This is a genomic window from Streptomyces sp. NPDC025833 (assembly GCF_055558055.1).
On sequence record NZ_JBVHNF010000006.1, the window covers coordinates 54,094 to 69,712 of the forward strand.

13 protein-coding genes and 2 pseudogenes are annotated in these 15,619 nt (G+C 75.1%); 10 read left to right on the forward strand and 5 right to left on the reverse strand.

Features of this window, described 5'->3' with window-relative positions; all coding sequences use genetic code 11:
- Positions 1–45: 45 nt before the first annotated feature.
- The 6 genes and pseudogenes from ACZ4K2_RS11695 to ACZ4K2_RS11720 form a co-directional block, all read left to right on the forward strand.
- Positions 46–789 (forward strand): annotated as a pseudogene (locus tag ACZ4K2_RS11695) (LLM class flavin-dependent oxidoreductase); the annotation flags it as partial.
- Between the two features lie 378 nt (positions 790–1,167).
- Entirely contained in the window at positions 1,168–1,962 is a 795-nt protein-coding gene (locus tag ACZ4K2_RS11700) for a DUF1684 domain-containing protein (protein ID WP_467473465.1), read from the forward strand.
- Between the two features lie 255 nt (positions 1,963–2,217).
- Positions 2,218–3,117 carry a S1 family peptidase gene (locus tag ACZ4K2_RS11705; protein WP_467472929.1) on the forward strand — a complete coding sequence of 300 codons (900 nt, stop codon included), beginning with the start codon at positions 2,218–2,220 and terminating at the stop codon, positions 3,115–3,117.
- A 364-nt stretch (positions 3,118–3,481) separates the two neighbouring features.
- Complete coding sequence (locus tag ACZ4K2_RS11710) at positions 3,482–6,931, forward strand: DNA polymerase III subunit alpha (RefSeq protein ID WP_467472931.1); 3,450 nt, start codon at positions 3,482–3,484, stop codon at positions 6,929–6,931.
- A complete protein-coding gene (locus tag ACZ4K2_RS11715) occupies positions 6,928–7,947 on the forward strand; it encodes a DNA polymerase Y family protein (protein WP_467472933.1) in 1,020 nt (339 codons plus the stop codon). The genes ACZ4K2_RS11710 and ACZ4K2_RS11715 overlap by 4 nt, the downstream gene beginning before the upstream one ends.
- Before the next feature lie 494 nt (positions 7,948–8,441).
- Complete coding sequence (locus ACZ4K2_RS11720) at positions 8,442–8,918, forward strand: GNAT family N-acetyltransferase (RefSeq protein WP_467472935.1); 477 nt, start codon at positions 8,442–8,444, stop codon at positions 8,916–8,918.
- Between the two features lie 11 nt (positions 8,919–8,929).
- On the opposite strand, the gene ACZ4K2_RS11725 is transcribed toward ACZ4K2_RS11720, so the two are convergent.
- Positions 8,930–9,064 (reverse strand): hypothetical protein, encoded by a 135-nt coding sequence (locus tag ACZ4K2_RS11725; protein WP_467472937.1) that lies wholly within the window; start codon positions 9,062–9,064, stop codon positions 8,930–8,932.
- Positions 9,065–9,202: 138 nt separating this feature from the next.
- Here ACZ4K2_RS11725 and ACZ4K2_RS11730 point away from each other — a divergent pair.
- Positions 9,203–9,809, forward strand: a pseudogene (locus ACZ4K2_RS11730) (class I SAM-dependent methyltransferase).
- Between the two features lie 20 nt (positions 9,810–9,829).
- Here ACZ4K2_RS11730 and ACZ4K2_RS11735 read toward each other — a convergent pair.
- Positions 9,830–10,366: a ribonuclease FAU-1 family protein gene (locus tag ACZ4K2_RS11735; RefSeq protein ID WP_467472938.1), complete on the reverse strand. Its 537-nt coding sequence runs from the start codon at positions 10,364–10,366 to the stop codon at positions 9,830–9,832.
- On the reverse strand, positions 10,347–11,276 hold the full coding sequence (locus tag ACZ4K2_RS11740) for a GNAT family N-acetyltransferase (protein WP_467472940.1): 930 nt from the start codon (positions 11,274–11,276) through the stop codon (positions 10,347–10,349). Before ACZ4K2_RS11740 ends, ACZ4K2_RS11735 begins: the two co-directional genes overlap by 20 nt.
- A 72-nt stretch (positions 11,277–11,348) precedes the next feature.
- Between ACZ4K2_RS11740 and ACZ4K2_RS11745 the strand changes: the two genes are divergently transcribed.
- On the forward strand, positions 11,349–11,717 hold the full coding sequence (locus ACZ4K2_RS11745) for a GntR family transcriptional regulator (protein ID WP_467472943.1): 369 nt from the start codon (positions 11,349–11,351) through the stop codon (positions 11,715–11,717).
- 3 nt (positions 11,718–11,720) lie between these two features.
- Here ACZ4K2_RS11745 and ACZ4K2_RS11750 read toward each other — a convergent pair whose 3' ends face one another.
- Both ACZ4K2_RS11750 and ACZ4K2_RS11755 read right to left on the reverse strand, forming a co-directional pair.
- Positions 11,721–12,497, reverse strand: a complete 777-nt coding sequence (locus tag ACZ4K2_RS11750; RefSeq protein WP_467472944.1) for a DUF72 domain-containing protein — start codon at positions 12,495–12,497, stop codon at positions 11,721–11,723.
- 15 nt (positions 12,498–12,512) lie between these two features.
- Positions 12,513–13,607, reverse strand: coding sequence for a DUF5925 domain-containing protein (locus tag ACZ4K2_RS11755; RefSeq protein ID WP_467472946.1), 1,095 nt, complete (start codon positions 13,605–13,607; stop codon positions 12,513–12,515).
- 287 nt (positions 13,608–13,894) lie between these two features.
- Here ACZ4K2_RS11755 and ACZ4K2_RS11760 point away from each other — a divergent pair, with 287 nt between their 5' ends.
- Both ACZ4K2_RS11760 and ACZ4K2_RS11765 read left to right on the forward strand, forming a co-directional pair.
- A complete protein-coding gene (locus ACZ4K2_RS11760) occupies positions 13,895–14,701 on the forward strand; it encodes an SGNH/GDSL hydrolase family protein (RefSeq protein ID WP_467472948.1) in 807 nt (268 codons plus the stop codon).
- Between the two features lie 612 nt (positions 14,702–15,313).
- Complete coding sequence (locus ACZ4K2_RS11765) at positions 15,314–15,583, forward strand: hypothetical protein (RefSeq protein ID WP_467472950.1); 270 nt, start codon at positions 15,314–15,316, stop codon at positions 15,581–15,583.
- Positions 15,584–15,619 lie beyond the last annotated feature (36 nt).

Here is a 15,619-nt window from a genome sequence, read left to right on the forward strand (position 1 = left end):
GGGGAGCGGGCCGTTACGGGACACGGGAGCACGGGGGCGGCGGACATGAGCGGGCTGCTGCACCTGGCCGCCTGCCTCGACGGGCCCGGGCCCCCCGACGGCGGGGCGTACGTCGACTTGGCGCGCCTCGCCGAACGGGGAGGGCTGGACTTCGTGACGCTGGACGGCTCGTTCGCCCGGCCCGGCCCCGACGCGCTCGGTGCGCTGAGCCGGGTGGTGTCCGCCACCCGGCGGATCGGGCTGGTGCCGACGGTCGCCCCGCACATCGAGCCGGTCCGGGCGCGGGCCGCCGTGGCCGCCCTGGACCGGATCAGCCGGGGCCGGGCCGGCTGGCGCGCCGACGGGCAGGCCGGCGAGGAGGAGGAGACCGGGCCGTCCGGCCGCCGGCCGGAGGCGGGCGCGGGCGCGGCCGTGCCGTCGGCGGACGGCGCCGGGGACCGGGACGCGGACGCCGGAATCCGGGAGGCGGACGCCGGGATCCGGGAGGCGGCTGCCGGGGACCTCCCGGGCCGGGGCCGGGCGCACCGAACCGCCGCCACCGGCACCGCCCTTACCGGCGGCGGACCCGCCGGCACCGCCCTCCCGGTCCTGGACCCGCCGCCCGCGTCCCGGCCGCCGCAGGGCCGTCCGGTGCGCGTGGTCGACGCCACCGGCGCCCGCGCTCGCACGGTCGCCGCCCGGTACGCGGACGTGGCCCTGGTGCGCGCCGCCGCTCCGGCGCAGGCCGCCGACGCGCGGGACCGGCTGCGGCGGGAGGCCGGTGCGTACGGGCGGGATCCGGACGCGCTGCGGGTCCTGGTGAGCCTGCTGGTGGACCTCGGCGACGGCGAGTGCGCGGCCGAGCGCGGGCACGGCGGCGGCCCCCGCCCCACCCCGCGGGGCCCGCTGTACCGGGGCGGCCCGGTCGACCTCGCGGAGCTGGTGGCCGCCTGGCACGCCGACGGTGTCACCGACGGCTTCCACCTCGTTCCCGTCCGGCCGCGCCGCGATCTGGAACGGCTGGTCAACGGCACGGTGGCGGTGCTCCAGCACCGCGGCCGCTTCCGCACCTTCTACCCCGGCAGCACCCTGCGCGAGCACCTGGGACTCCGCCCGGCCCGCGCCCCGCTGCACCGTGACCGGGGGGACCGCACGGAACCCCGGACCTCTGGGAAAGGAACCGATGTCATGACGACGGACGCACTCGACGCGCCGGACACCTGGAAGCAGTGGCACGAGGAGCGCGTGGAGTCGGTCGCGGCGCCCTACGGCCCGCTCGCGCTGATCGGCACGCACTGGATCGAGGACCACCCGGACGGCCGGCTGCCCGGTCTTCCCGGGGTCTGGGCGGTCCGGGAGGACGGGGTGGTGCTCACCGCCGCCGCGGCCGACGGGCTGACCGTCGACGGCCGGCCCCTCTCGGGTGCGGCCGAACTCACCGCCGACACCGGCCCGGAGGCCGGGGCCCGGGTCGCGCTGGGCGCGAAGCGGCTGGTCGTCCTGGTGCGCGAGGGCGTCTGGGGGGTGCGCGTGTACGACCCCGCTTCCGCCGCCCGGCGCGCCTTCCGGGGCATCGAGGCCACCCCCCACGACCCCCGCTGGTCGGTGCCGGGGCGGTTCACCCCGTACGACGACGGCACGCGCACGGTGCGGGTCGGCAACGCGGACGGCCGTGAACGCGGGCTCGCGCTCGCCGGCGCACTCGCCTTCACCTTCGACGGGCGGGAGCTGACGCTGCGGGTCGCGCAGCAGGCCGACGGGCGGCTGTGGGCGGTGTTCGCCGACGCCACGAGCGGCGGCTCCAGCTTCCGGTTCCGCTTCCTGCACACCGCGGCGCCGGACGCCGACGGCCGCACCACGGTCGACTTCAACCGCGCCCAGCTCCCGCCGTGCGCCTTCGCCGACCACTTCCTCTGTCCCTTCCCGCCGCCCGGCAACACGCTGGACGTCCCGGTGGCGGCGGGGGAGCGCGCGCTGGCCTGAGGCGGCGTGCCCCCGGCGCCGGGAGGTCACCGGCGCCGGGAGCCGGGGCGGGCAGCCGCCCGCCCCGGCGGCACGACCGGAACGACACGACGGGCAACGGCCGAAAGTCACCCTTGTGCCGACCGGCCGGTCGCTCGAACATTCCCCCCAGTGTTTGTCAGGGGCATGCAATTTCGATTCCGGTCGGCCCCCTGGCTGCGCCTCACGGGCCCCGACCCCACGCGGGCCCCCGACTCCCCTTGGAGGGAACGACACGTGAGGATCAAGCGCACCACTCCCCGCAGCACCGCCACCAGACGGACCCGGCTGACGGCCGTGGCCACCGGCTTCCTGGCGGCAGCCGCGTTCGCCGCCCCCACCGCGCACGCCGGCGCCGCCCCCACCTTCAGCGCCTCCCAGCTCACCAGGGTGAGCGACTCCGTCCTCAAGGCCGACATCCCCGGCACGGCCTGGGCGGTGGACGGCGCGCACAGCCGCGTCGTGGTCACGGTCGACAGCACGGTGTCCCCGGCCCAGATCGCCGAGATCAGGAAGCAGGCGGGCACCGACGCGGGCGCCCTCACCGTCAAGCACACCCCCGGCAGGTTCAGCAAGCTGGTCACCGGCGGCGACGCGATCTACGGCGGCTCCTACCGCTGCTCGCTCGGCTTCAACGTGCACAGCGGCAGCACGTACTACTTCCTGACCGCCGGCCACTGCGGCGAGGTCGTCTCGACCTGGTACGGCAACTCCGCCAAGACCACGGTGCTCGGCACCAACGTCGGCTACAGCTTCCCGGGCAACGACTTCGCGCTGGTCCGCTACACCAACACCTCGGTGGCCCACCCGAGCGCGGTCGGCAGCCAGACCATCAGCAGCGCGGCCACCCCGTCCGTGGGGACGACCGTCTACCGGCGCGGGTCCACCACCGGAACGCACAGCGGCCGGGTCACCGCGCTCAACGCCACCGTCAACTACGGCAGCGGCGACGTGGTCTCCGGCCTGATCCAGACCACGGTCTGCGCCGAGGGCGGCGACAGCGGCGGCCCGCTCTACGCCGGGTCCACCGCCTACGGCCTGACCTCCGGCGGCAGCGGCGACTGCAGCTCCGGCGGCACGACCTTCTTCCAGCCGGTGACCGAGGCGCTGAGCTACTACGGCGTCACCCTGCCCTGACCGGGACGCACGACCGGTACCGCCGAGCCCCCGCACGCGCCGCCGCGTGCGGGGGCTCCGCCGTGCCGCGACCCCGCACGGAGAGTGCCGCTCGGATCGCGCGGGGTGTTCGAGCGCCCGGCCGCGAACCGCCGGACGGCCGAGGCGCGGCGCACGCCACGGGGGCGATCCCCCCAACTGCTCCGCGGGGCAAGGGCGAACCGGGCCGTGGCTGGTTTCAGGACACCGCTTCCCCTTCGAAAATCGCTGACGTGTTCGAACAGGAGTCGCTGACCGGCGCGGATGGAGTTAGAGTAATCGAACGAGCGTACGATGAACGTATCGGGAGTATGTCCTAAAAGGGGTGGAGTGGTGGAGGTGTGGCATGTCGGGTTTCGGCCATCTGCATGTCGCGTCCGGCTACTCCGCCCGCTACGGCGCCGCCCATCCCGAGCACCTCGTCCGGCGGGCGGCCGAGCGGGCCGTGACGGCGCTCGCGCTCACCGACCGTGACACGGTCACCGGGACCGTCCGGTTCGCGCGGGCCTGTGCGGGGGCCGGGGTGCGGCCGGTCTTCGGTGTCGACCTGGCGGTGGAAGCCCTCGTCCCGCCGCCGCCCGCCCAGCGCCGCCGTACGCCGGCGCGCGGCGGCGCGCACGTGAGCGAGCCGCCGCTGCGGTTCGTGCTGCTCGCGCAGGACCGGGCGGGATGGGCGCGGCTGTGCCGCATCACCTCGGCCGCCCACGCCGGGGCCGTGTCCGGCGCGGCGCCGGTGGTGCCGTGGGAGGCCCTGCGCGAACACGGCGGGCCCGGCCTGACCGTGCTGCTCGGCCCGGTCTCGGAGCCGGTGTGGGCGCTGGCGGCCGGCCGCGAGGACGTCGCGGAGCGACTGCTGGCGCCGTGGCAGGAGATCTTCGGTGGGGGAGTCCGGCTGGAGGCCGTCGCGCATAAACGTTTCGGCACCGGGCCCGGGTCCCTCCGGCTGGCCGCCCGGACGCTGGCGCTGGCCGACCGCACCGGTACGACCGCCGTCCTCTCCAACGCGGTCCGCTACGCCGACCCCGACCAGCACCGGCTCGCCGACGTCCTGGACGCCGCGCGGCTGCTGCGGCCGGTCGACCGGCGCCACCTCGACAGCGGGCAGCGCTGGCTCAAGGACGAGGGGGCGATGACGGTCCTCGCACGGATGATCGCCGAATGCGCCGGAGCGGACGCCGGGCGCGCACGCCGTCTGATGGCGGACACCGCCGCCACGGCCGCCGCATGCGCCGTCGACCCTGCGGACCTCGGGCTGGGCCGGCCGCACTTCCCGGAACCGGCGCTCTTCGGCGCCGGCCCCGGACCGCGGGGAGCCGCGCAGCTGCTGCGCCGGCGGAGCGAGGCGGGCCTGGCCCGGCGCGGCCTCGACCGCGACCGGGCGGCGGTCGACCGGCTGGACGCGGAGCTCGACGTGATCTCACGGCTGTCCTACGACTCGTACTTCCTCGCCGTCGGCCAGGTCGTGGCCGACATCCGGGCCAAGGGCATCCGGGTCGCGGCCCGCGGCTCCGGTGCCGGCTCGATGGTCTGCCACGCGCTGGACATCGCCACCGCCAACCCGCTCGACCACCGCCTGCTGTTCGAACGCTTCCTGAGCGTGCGCCGGGCCTCGCTGCCCGACATCGACATCGACGTGGAGTCCGCCCGGCGCCTGGAGTGCTACGACGCGATCTTCGAACGGTTCGGCAAGGAGCGGGTGGCGGTCACCGCGATGCCCGAGACCTACCGGGCCCGCCGGGCACTGCGCGACACCGGCCTGGCCCTCGGCATCGCGCCCGCGGACGTCGACCGGATCGCCAAGAGCTTCCCGCACCTGCGCGCCGCCGACATCACCGGCGCACTCGCCGAACTGCCCGAACTGCGCGGGCTGGCGGCCGAGGCGCACCGCTACGGCCCGCTGTGGGAACTCGCGGAAGGCCTCGACTCCCTGGTCCACGGCATGGCCATGCACCCCTGCGGCGTGGTCATCAGCGACGCCACCCTCCTGGACCGGCTGCCGGTGCAGCCCACCCCGCAGGGCGACTACCCCATGGCCATGGCCGCGAAGGAGGAGATCGAGGCGCTGGGCAACATCAAACTGGACGTCCTGGGCGTCCGGATGCAGTCCGCGATGGCCCACGCCGTCGCCGAGATCGAACGCACCACCGGTGACCGCGTCGACCTGGACGACCCGGAGCAGGTGCCGCTCGACGACGTCTTCGCGTTCAAGCTCATCCAGGACAGCCGGACCCTGGGCCTGTTCCAGCTCGAGTCGCCCGGCCAGCAGGACCTGCTGTCCCGGCTCCAGCCGCGCGACCCGCAGGACGTCATCGCCGACATCAGTCTCTTCCGCCCCGGCCCGGTCGCCGGCGGCATGCCCGAGCGGTACATCGCCGCCCGGCACGGGGGCACACCGTCCTACGCCCACCCGGACCTGGAGCCGGTGCTCGCCGACACCTACGGCGTGACCATCTGGCACGAGCAGATCATCGAGACCCTCTCGGTGCTGACCGGCTGCGACCGCGCGCTCGCCGAGATCGCCCGGCGGGCGCTCGGCGACAAGAAGCGGCTGCCCGCGATCAGGGACTGGTTCCACCGGCAGGCACGGGCCCGCGGCTACGGCGCGGCCGTCCGGGAGGAGGTCTGGAGGACCGTCGAGGCCTTCGGCGCCTACGGCTTCTGCCGTGCCCACGCGGTCGCCTTCGCCGTACCCGCCCTGCAGAGCGCCTGGCTCAAGGCGCACCACCCGGCGTTCCTGCTGGCGGGCCTCCTCGAACACGATCCCGGCATGTGGCCCAAGCGGGTCCTGGTCGCCGACGCCCGCCGGAGCGGTGTGCCGGTGCTGCCCGTCGACGTCAACCGCTCCCGGGTGAAGCACACCGTGGAGAAGACCGACGGAGACCGGTGGGGGGTGCGGCTCGCGTTGTCCGCGGTGCACGGCATCGGCGAGGAGGAATGCGCCCGGATCGAGGCGGGGCAACCGTACGGATCGCTGTCGGACCTCTGGCAGCGGGCCCGCCCCGGCCGGCCGGCCGCCGAACGCCTCGCCGGGATCGGCGCCCTGGACGGCCTGCACGACGGCCGGCTCACCCGGCGTGACCTGCTGCTCCAGATCGCCGAGCTGCACCGGCAGTCCCGCAGCCGGACCGCGGGCGCGGGCCAACTGCCCCTCGACGCGGGCGCCGTGGGCGGGACCACGCCGAGCGGCCTGCCGGAGATGACCGGGCGCGAGGCGCTGAGCGCCGAACTGGGCACCCTCGGCATCGACGTCTCCAAGCACCTGATGGAGCACCACCACCGGCTGCTGCGCGAGATCGGCGCGACCGACGCGGCCCACCTGGCCGGTGTGCGCCCGGGCCGGCAGGTGCTCGTCGCCGGTGTACGGGCCTCGACCCAGACACCGCCGATCGCCAGCGGCAAGCGGATCATCTTCGTCACCCTGGAGGACGGCTCCGGCCTGGTCGACCTGGCCTTCTTCGAGGACTCCCACCCGGCCTGCGCGCACACCGTCTTCCACAGCGGCCTGCTGCTGGTGCGCGGCACGGTCCAGGTGCGCGGCAGCCGCCGTACCGTCGTCGGCACCATGGCCTGGGACCTGGACGAGATCGCCGCCGCCCGCCGCGACAACGGCCCCGAGGCCGCCCTCGCCCTCCTCGGCGAGTCCCGCCCGCACCCGACCCCGGCCCAGCCGCGGCGCACCCTGGCCAACGGCACCACCGGCGCGCGCCTCCACCCCTACGCCGATCTCCAGCCCGCCGGCACCCGCTCGGCCGACCTGAAGAAGTTCGGCTACACCAGCCCCGGGAGCGCGGGATGACCACACGCCGGCGCTACATCGCCCACCTCCACCTGCACGCCTCGCTCACCGAGGACCAGTACGGCGACATAATCGAACTGATGTCCGGTATCACGCCGCACGTCCAGGCGGTGCCGCCCGACGCCGTCCAGCTCGACCTGACCTCGGCGCTCAGGTACTTCGGCCTCTCCCCCTACGACGTCGTGCAGCTGGCGAAGCTCAGGCTGAAGGCCCTCTACGGCGTCGACAGCAGCGCCGGGCTGGCGGGCAACCGCATGGTGGCGGCCATGGCGGCCGACGCGTCCGCGCCGGGGGAGACCACCTGCGTCCCCGCCGAACGGGCCGCCGCCTGGCTGCACCCGCGGCCGGTCACCGCCCTGCCCGGGATCGGCCGCGTCACGGCGACCACCCTCGGCCGGTACGGCCTGCACACCATCGGCCACATCGCCGACCTGCCCCCGGCGACCCTGCAACGCCTCCTCGGCGCCGGCCAGGCACGGCTGCTGTCCGAACGCGCCCACGGCCGCGACCCGCGCCCGGTCACCCCGTCCGAACCGGTGGCGCACCTCGCCGCCGACGTGGTGTTCGACCGGGACTGTCTCGACCCGGCACGACAGCACCAGGCGGTCCTGGGGCTCGCCGACCAGATCGGCGGACGCCTGCGCGGCGAGGCCCGGACCGCCGGCCGGCTCACCCTGACGGCCCGGTACGCCGACCGCAGCTCCACCACGCGCACCCGCACGCTCCCGGAACCCACCGATCACTCACCCGCCCTCGCCGCGGCGGCCCTCGGACTGCTGGCCGGCCTCGGGCTCCAGCGGGCGCGCGTCCGCTCCTTCGCGGTCCGCGCCGACGACCTGCTGCCGGCCGGCACCGCCCACCGCCAGCTCTCCCTGGACCCCGGCGACGACCGCGCCCGCGCCGCCGAAGCCGCCGCGGACCGGGCCCGCCGCCGCTTCGGCCCCGGGGCCGTGCGCCCCGCCACCCTGGCCGGTCCACCGGGCCCGGCCGTACCCGGGAGCCCGGGGCGGCCATGACGTGGCACACGGTCCCCTTCGAGCCGGCCACGAACCGCCGGAACGCCTGACTGCGGGGACCCCGGGGTCCGGACTTGCACCCGAAAGGGTTCCGCCGACCGCTTGCCGACCGGGCCGAGGCCATGGAAGAGCGGTACGCCGGGGAGCCGGCTGCGGTCGAGGGAGCAGACGCGGTATCCGTGGCTCGTCGGGCAGGGGGCGCCGTCGCCGGGGCCCGTCCGGCCTGAGCCGCCGGACGGGCCCCGCAACCCTGCACCGGCGGTGGCCGACGACCGCCGCGCACGAGGTGCCGGGGACGCCCGCGTCCGCGCGGGGTCCGCCGAACTCCCCGCGGCCTGCGCCGGGTCGGCCGCCGGCACCGCCGGATCCCGTGGGGGGTGATCCCAAACTAGCCTCGCGGAACCGGGAATTCCCCTCCCGGCGGCGGGTGGAGGAGATCCTTAGGGTTCCCTTAAGGAGGTGCTCAGACTGCCCTCAGGTACTAACGTGCGCGCATGACCGAGGACACCGACCGGACCGGAGCCCGCGCGGAGCGGATCCGGCCCGCCGGCGCGGCGGACGTGCCGGCCGTCCGCGCGGTGACGGAGGCGGCCTACCGCCCCTACGTCGCGCGCATCGGCGTCGTGCCGCAGCCCATGGAGGCCGACCACGCGGCCGACGTGGCCGCGGGGAAGGTGTACGTCACCGGGGACCCCGTCACGGGACTCGTGGTCGTCGAGGAGTTCCCCGGCCACCTCTTCCTGGACAGCATCGCCGTGCTACCCGCGGCCCACGGCACGGGCGTCGGCCGGCGGCTGCTGCGCTTCCTCGACGCACACGCCCGTGCCCGCGGCCTCGGCGAGATCAGGCTCTACACGAACGCGATGATGTGGGAGAACCGGCGGATCTACCCGAGGTACGGGTACGAGGCCGTGGAACGACGGGTGGACGGGCCGTACGACCGCGTCCACTACCGCAAGCGCCTCACCTGAGGCACCCGGCGTCAGACGTCGGGCCACCACGTCCGTGCGATGTCCTTGCGCACCTCGGGCCGTCCCGGCGGGCGTTCCTCGGCCTCCTCGCGGATCCGGCGGCTGTCCGTCCTCTTCAGGGCCTTCTGCACGGTCGTCCGGCGCATGGCTGCCTCCTTCGGTGCCTACCGGGTTCCGCGTTGCCACGGAGGTAGACGTTGTCCGGGAGAGTTCCTCATCGAGGGCGGGATGTCAGTGGCGGCGGTCACGTCCGCGCTGTCAGTGGCGTGTGTCACGCTCCGGGGATGACGAGCGGGAACACGCACGGCCTTCCGGTCGCCCCGGAAGAGGACCGGGACGCGCGGGCCGCCCGCTTCGACGACGAACCGGACCACGGCCTGCGCGACCCCGCGGTCCGCGCGGCCTGGGCGGACCGCCTCCGGGCCTGGCTGCCCGGGCCACCCGCCGACGTCCTCGACCTCGGCTGCGGAACCGGCAGCCTGTCACTCCTCGCCGCCGAGCAGGGACATCGGGTGACCGGCGTCGACCGCTCACCGGCGATGGCCGAGCGGGCCCGGGCGAAGCTCGCCGGGCACACCGCGACCGTCCTGTGCGGGGACGCCGCCGCCCCGCCGGTGGACGGCCGGCGCTTCGACGCGGTCCTGATGCGGCACGTCCTGTGGGCCCTGCCGGACCCGGCACTGGCGGGACCTGCTGCGTCCCACCGGCCGGTACGTGCTCGTCGAGGGGGTCTGGGGGACCCTCCACCCGGTCGGCGTGCCCGCCGGCCGGCTCACCGCGCTGCTGGAGCCGATGGCCCGCGACGTGCGCGTGGAGCGACTGCCGGGACACTCCCCGCTGTGGGGCGGGGAGGTCGACGACGAGCGGTACGCCGTGGTGGCCACCCTGTGACGGGCGCCGCCGGGGCGGGGTCAGGCCAGCAGCTCCGAGAAACCGCCCGCGCCGGCGGCCAGCTCCTCCAGGGCGTCGAGGGCGGCCACCGCGGCGGCCGCCGCCCCGGGGTCCGTCCGGGCGAGCCCGCTGCCGGCGAACTCGTCCTCGTCCAGCCGCCGGACGTCCCGCCCGTCCGCGGAGCGCCACAGGTCCAGGTCGAGGTCCTCCACGACCACTTCCGCGCCGGGGAGGGTCCCCCCGTCCGGGTCCGTCCGGGAGCGGACCACCGCGGGCCGCGTGACGTCGCAGTACCAGCCCTTGACGGAGCCGTCCGCGGCGCGCACCTCCTTCACCGCGTACCACCGGTCCCGCCAGAAGTACTCGGTGAACACGTCACCCGGCTCGAAGCGAACGAAGCCGAAGTCGCGCACCCCCGAGCCCGCCCACGGGGCGCGCACGGTGATCCTCGTGCCGTCGTCGTGGAGCAGCTCCGCCGGGTAACGGATCTTCGTACGGCCCGCCTTGACCTGGACGACCTCCACCCGGCCCGCCGGCTCAGCCGAGTTCGCGGACATAGCGCACCTCCGTCGCGCAGACCTCGTACCCGAGCCACTTGTTGACGGCGATCATCGGGTCGTTGCCGGTGTCGTTGCCGGTGAAAGCCTCGGCGACACCGGCCGCCCGGGCCCGGTGCAGCGAGTGTGCCTTGACGAGCTTGGCCAGTCCGCGGCCGCGGTGGGCCCGCACGGTACCGGTCATCGCGGTGGAGTAACGGCCGTCACCGTCGGTGTAGGCCATGGTGAAGGCCACCGGACGGCCGTCGACGCAGGCGGCCGTGGTCAGCTCCCGGTCCAGCAGCGGGTGCTGCCAGGTCTCCGTGAGCCAGGCGTCGTAGTCGTCGGGCGCGAACGGCACGTCCCCCGGTTCGTCCAGCATGGTCTCCGCGTCCAGTTCGAACAGCGGCCCGGGGTCGTCCGCGAAGTCCGCGGCCGTCCGCAGTTCGACGCCGGCCGGGGTGCCCGGCAGCGGCGGGAGGCCGGCGTGCGCCAGGTCGAGCCGGAGGAAGTCGGCGGAACGGCGCGGACGGTAGCCGCGCCGCTCCGCGAAGGCCCGGTTGCCCGGCGCCTCCAGGACCCACGTCAGCAGTCTGGTCGCGCCCACGGCCGCCAGGTGCTCCTCGGCGGCCTCGACCAGCAGCCGGCCCGCGCCGCGCCCGGTCCGGTCCGGGCGGACGTAGACGTTCAGGCAGCCCTGGCCCGGCTCCTTGCCGTCGGGCACCAGGTGGACCTGCGCCGTGCCGATCACCTCGCCGTCCTCCTCCGCGACGAGCGGCCGGTACCGGGCGCCGGGCCGCATGCGCGTGACGGCGCTCCGGACCGACTCCGGGGTGAACAGGATGTACGGCAGGGCGAGCCTGCGGACACGGGCGAAACCCTCGGCGTCCGCGGGGACATCGAGGCGCAGATCGCGCACGAGGACTGTCATGGAGACGCACCGTACGGGGTGGGAACGCCCCGCTGCCCCTCCTTTTCCGGCGGGTGCGGGACAATCGGCGCCGTGAGCCTGAAGATCCGCATCGACGACAGCGCGCCCCCGTACGAGCAGGTGCGGGCGCAGATCTCCGAGCAGGCGCGGTCCGGGGTGCTCCCGGCGGGGTACCGGCTGCCGACCGTGCGCGGCCTGGCCGAGTCCCTGGGGCTGGCCGTGAACACGGTGGCCAAGGCGTACCGGGCGCTGGAGGGCGACGGGGTGATCGAGACGCGCGGGCGCAACGGCACGTTCGTGGCCGCCGCCGGCCCGGCCGCGGTGCGCGAGGCGTCACTGGCCGCGCAGGCGTACGTGGAGCGGGTGCGGCGGCTGGGGCTGGGGGAGGCGGACGCGCTGGCCGCGGTGCGGGACGCCCTGCGGGCGGCCTACGGGGAGTGAGACCTACCCGCGAGCGCGTCCGGCGGGCTCCGGGGTCCGGGTCACCGTCAGGCCCGCCCGCCGCGCCGTCCGCGCGAACTCCACCGCGTCCGCCACGGCCGCGCCCCCAGGGTCGTTGTTGAAGTACGCGTACACGTCCTCGGTGCCGGACCACGTCGTGGCGACGCGGTCCGCCCAGGTCTCCAGCGAACGCCGGCCGTAGCGCGGCCACGGCCGGGCGCGGCCCTGGTGGAAGCGGACGTAACCCCAGCCCGCGGTGCGCCACAACGGCGCCACCGGGCGGGCCAGCACGTCCGCCCAGCACAGGGCCGCGCCCCGGGACTCCAGCACCCGCCGCAGCCGCGGGGTCCACCAGGAGTCGTGCCGCGGCTCCACGGCGACCCGGGTGCCGGGCGGGAAGCAGGCCAGGCAGGCGTCCAGCAGGGGCGGGTCGGCGCGCAGCGTGGGCGGCAGTTGGAGCAGGACCGGGCCGAGGCGGTCACCGAGGCCGGCCGCGTGGGTCATCAGGCGGTCCACCGGTTCCCCGGGGTCCTTCAGGCGCTTGATGTGCGTGAGGTACCGGCTGGCCTTGACCGCGACCACGAAGTCCGGCGGGACGCGCTCGCGCCAGGAGGCGAAGGTGTCGTAGGACGGCAGCCGGTAGAACGCGTTGTTGAGCTCCACCGTCGCGAACAGCCCGGTGTACTCCTCCAGCCACAGCCGCGCCGGCACCCCGGCCGGGTAGACGGGTCCCCGCCAGTCCTTGTACTGCCACCCCGACGTGCCGACATGCAGGGTCATACCCCCATGGAAGCACTACAGGTACAGTCCCGCGTCCGCTCCCTCCCGGGCCCCCGGCACCGACGTCGGCGCCGTGCCGCGGCGCAGCGCGTACAGCTCGGCCAGGGTCGCGCCCTCCCGGCCGACGCCCTCCTCGGTGCCGAGCCAGCCCACCGCCTCCTCGCGGGTCAGCGGGCCCACCTCGATGCGGGCCAGACAGCGGCCGGGGCGGACCACGGCCGGGTGCAGCCGCTCCAGGTCCTCGTTGGTGGTGACGCCCACCAGGACGTTGCGGCCCTGGCCGAGCAGGCCGTCGGTGAGGTTCAGCAGCCGGGACAGGGACTGGCCCGCCATGTGCCGGGCCTCGCCGCGGATCAGCTCGTCGCAGTCCTCCAGCAGCAGCAGGCGCCAGCGGCCCTTGCCCGCGCCGTCGTCCTCGCCGATCGCGATGTCCATCAGGTAGCCGACGTCGGAGAAGAGGCGCTCGGGGTCCAGCACGCAGTCCACCTGGCACCAGTCCCGCCAGGAGCGGGCCAGGGTGCGCAGGGCCGACGTCTTGCCGGTGCCCGGCGGGCCGTGCAGCAGGAGCAGCCGGCCCGCGATGTCGTCCGGCGTCGTCCCCATCAGGCGGTCCATGGCTTCGGCCACCGGGGCCGTGTAGTTGGGCCGGACCTCGTCCCAGGTGCCCGCCGAGATCTGCCGGGTGGTGCGGTGCGGGCCGCGCCGCGGGGAGACGTACCAGAACCCCATCGCCACGTTCTCCGGCTGCGGGTCCGGCTCGTCGGCCGCGCCGTCCGTGGCCTGGCCGAGGATCCGCTCGGCCAGTTCGGCCGTGGTCGCGGTGACCGTCACGTCCGCGCCCCGGTTCCAGCGGGAGACCAGCAGCGTCCAGCCGTCCCCCTCGGCGAGGGTCGCGCTGCGGTCGTCGTCGCGGGCGACCCGCAGCACCCGCGCGCCGTCCGGCAGCAGCGTCGCGCCCGAACGCACGCGGTCGATGTTCGCGGCGTGCGAGTACGGCTGCTCGCCCGTCGCGAACCGGCCGAGGAACAGCGCGTCGACGACGTCGGACGGCGAGTCGGAGTCGTCGACGTGGAGCCGGATCGGCAGGGCGTCGTGCGGGTTCGCGGACATGCCGCCATGATCCGGCACGGATGCCCTCCGCGCACGGTATTTCCGCCGCCTGTCCCGGGTGTTCCCCCGGCCCGCCCGCGACCGCGCCGGCCGGGGCCCGCCCCTGTCCGGCCGCGGGGGCGGGCCGACGGCCGGTCAACCGACGCGGTACGCACGCGCCCCGGCCGGACCGTGAACGTTTTGGGCTGATGTTGTCGAGAGGACGAATACTTTGGCATGGACACTTCCTGTCAACACGCGTAGCTGATACCACAGTTGCTGCAGCGATCCTGCTAAAGGGAGGCTCCATGAGACGTTCCCGACTCACCGGACTCGTCACCTCGCTCCTCCTCGCCGCCGGCCTCGGTCTCACCGGGGCCGCTTCGGCGCAGGCGTCCCCGACGGCCGCGGCCGGCGGCTACGTGGCGCTCGGTGACTCCTACTCCTCCGGTGTCGGCACCGGCAGCTACATCAGCTCCAGCGGTGACTGCAAGCGCAGCGCCAAGGCGTACCCCTACCTGTGGAACGCCGCCCACAGCCCCTCCTCCTTCGCCTTCAACGCCTGCTCGGGCGCGAAGACGGACGACGTCCTCTCGGGCCAGCTCGGCTCGCTCAACTCCGCCACCTCGCTGGTGTCCATCAGCATCGGCGGCAACGACGCCGGCTTCTCCGACGTCATGACGACCTGTGTGCTCCAGTCCGACAGCTCCTGCCTCTCGCGGATCAACACCGCGAAGGCGTACGTCTCGGGCACGCTCCCCGGCAAACTGGACGCCGTCTACAACGCGATCAGCGCCAAAGCCCCGTCCGCCCGGGTGGTCGTCATCGGCTACCCCCGCTTCTACCTGCTCGGCCAGGCGTGCCTCGGGCTCTCGGAGACCAAGCGGTCCGCCATCAACGCCGCCGCCGACCTCATGGACGCCACCATCAAGACCCGCGCCACCGCCCACAACTTCGTCTTCGGCGACGTCCGCACCACGTTCTCCGGTCACGAGATCTGCTCGTCCAACTCCTGGCTGAACAGCGTGAACTGGCTCGACATCGGCGAGTCGTACCACCCGACGGCGTCCGGCCAGTCGGGCGGCTACCTCCCGGTCTTCACCAACGCCGCCTGACCCGCGCGGGCCCGCTCCGCCGCCCCGGCCCCGGAGCGGGCCCGAGAACCCCGGGAACGACGGGGAGGCCCCGCCCGCCGAGGCCTCGGCGAGCCGGGCGCGCCCGGGAACCCGCATCGGCTCGGTCCCGGCACGTGAGATGGGCCACGTTCCGTCCGCTCCCGGCACCCGTGCGGCCGGCGGCGACGGGCGAAAGCGGCCGACGGACCGGAGTGACCGCTTCCGCCCCCGGACGGCCGCCGCCGTCACCCTCGGCGGTCCCGGCGCGCCCTCCGCCGGGCGCCCGCACCGGCCCCGGCCGGCGCGCCCCCGTGCGGGGCGGCGCTTCCGGAGCCTCCTCGCGGGCGACACGCCCTTGATCGCGGAGGGGACCGGCGGCCGGCCGGCGTCACTCCCCGTGATCGCCGGCCCGATCGGCGTGCCGGCACGTCCCGCCGGTCAGCCGATTGTCCAACTCACCCTGAAAACGGTTCGATTCGGAGAGTAGTCGAACGGGGATGGTCAACCCCCTTGCGGGGAAGGTGAATCCTGAGGCCGAGATACACGGGCGCCCCACTGGGGCGATAGGGTTACCCTGCCCGGGCCGGGTGACTCGTACGGGTGGGGAGTGACATGGAGCAGATAACAGTGCGCAGTAGGGCCAGGGTCCCTGCGATCACCTGCGGAAGCAGCGCGACCAGTTCGCGTCTCGACCGCCATCTGTCGGTACTGGCGGGTCCCGCCATACCGCAGCGGGAGACGGTCGAGGCGACCTCGCTGATGCGTGAGCTGACCGCGCGTGCCGCCGTGCACGAGCGCAGCGACCGGGGCGCGCGGGTCAGCCGCGTCTCCCTCTTCGCGCCGCTGCGGCGGCTGCGCCGCTCACTGTTCGGCGGTCACTGACCGGCTGCCGGAGCCGGGTCACCGACCGGCCACCGG

Coding starts and splice junctions, on each gene's coding strand:
- ACZ4K2_RS11700 (WP_467473465.1), top strand. CDS start 1,168: ATGACGACGGACGCACTCGACGCGCCGGACACCTGGAAGCAGTGGCAC.
- ACZ4K2_RS11710 (WP_467472931.1), top strand. CDS start 3,482: ATGTCGGGTTTCGGCCATCTGCATGTCGCGTCCGGCTACTCCGCCCGC.
- ACZ4K2_RS11715 (WP_467472933.1), top strand. CDS start 6,928: ATGACCACACGCCGGCGCTACATCGCCCACCTCCACCTGCACGCCTCG.
- ACZ4K2_RS11720 (WP_467472935.1), top strand. CDS start 8,442: ATGACCGAGGACACCGACCGGACCGGAGCCCGCGCGGAGCGGATCCGG.
- ACZ4K2_RS11725 (WP_467472937.1), bottom strand. CDS start 9,064: ATGCGCCGGACGACCGTGCAGAAGGCCCTGAAGAGGACGGACAGCCGC.
- ACZ4K2_RS11735 (WP_467472938.1), bottom strand. CDS start 10,366: ATGTCCGCGAACTCGGCTGAGCCGGCGGGCCGGGTGGAGGTCGTCCAG.
- ACZ4K2_RS11740 (WP_467472940.1), bottom strand. CDS start 11,276: ATGACAGTCCTCGTGCGCGATCTGCGCCTCGATGTCCCCGCGGACGCC.
- ACZ4K2_RS11750 (WP_467472944.1), bottom strand. CDS start 12,497: ATGACCCTGCATGTCGGCACGTCGGGGTGGCAGTACAAGGACTGGCGG.
- ACZ4K2_RS11755 (WP_467472946.1), bottom strand. CDS start 13,607: ATGTCCGCGAACCCGCACGACGCCCTGCCGATCCGGCTCCACGTCGAC.
- ACZ4K2_RS11760 (WP_467472948.1), top strand. CDS start 13,895: ATGAGACGTTCCCGACTCACCGGACTCGTCACCTCGCTCCTCCTCGCC.
- ACZ4K2_RS11765 (WP_467472950.1), top strand. CDS start 15,314: ATGGAGCAGATAACAGTGCGCAGTAGGGCCAGGGTCCCTGCGATCACC.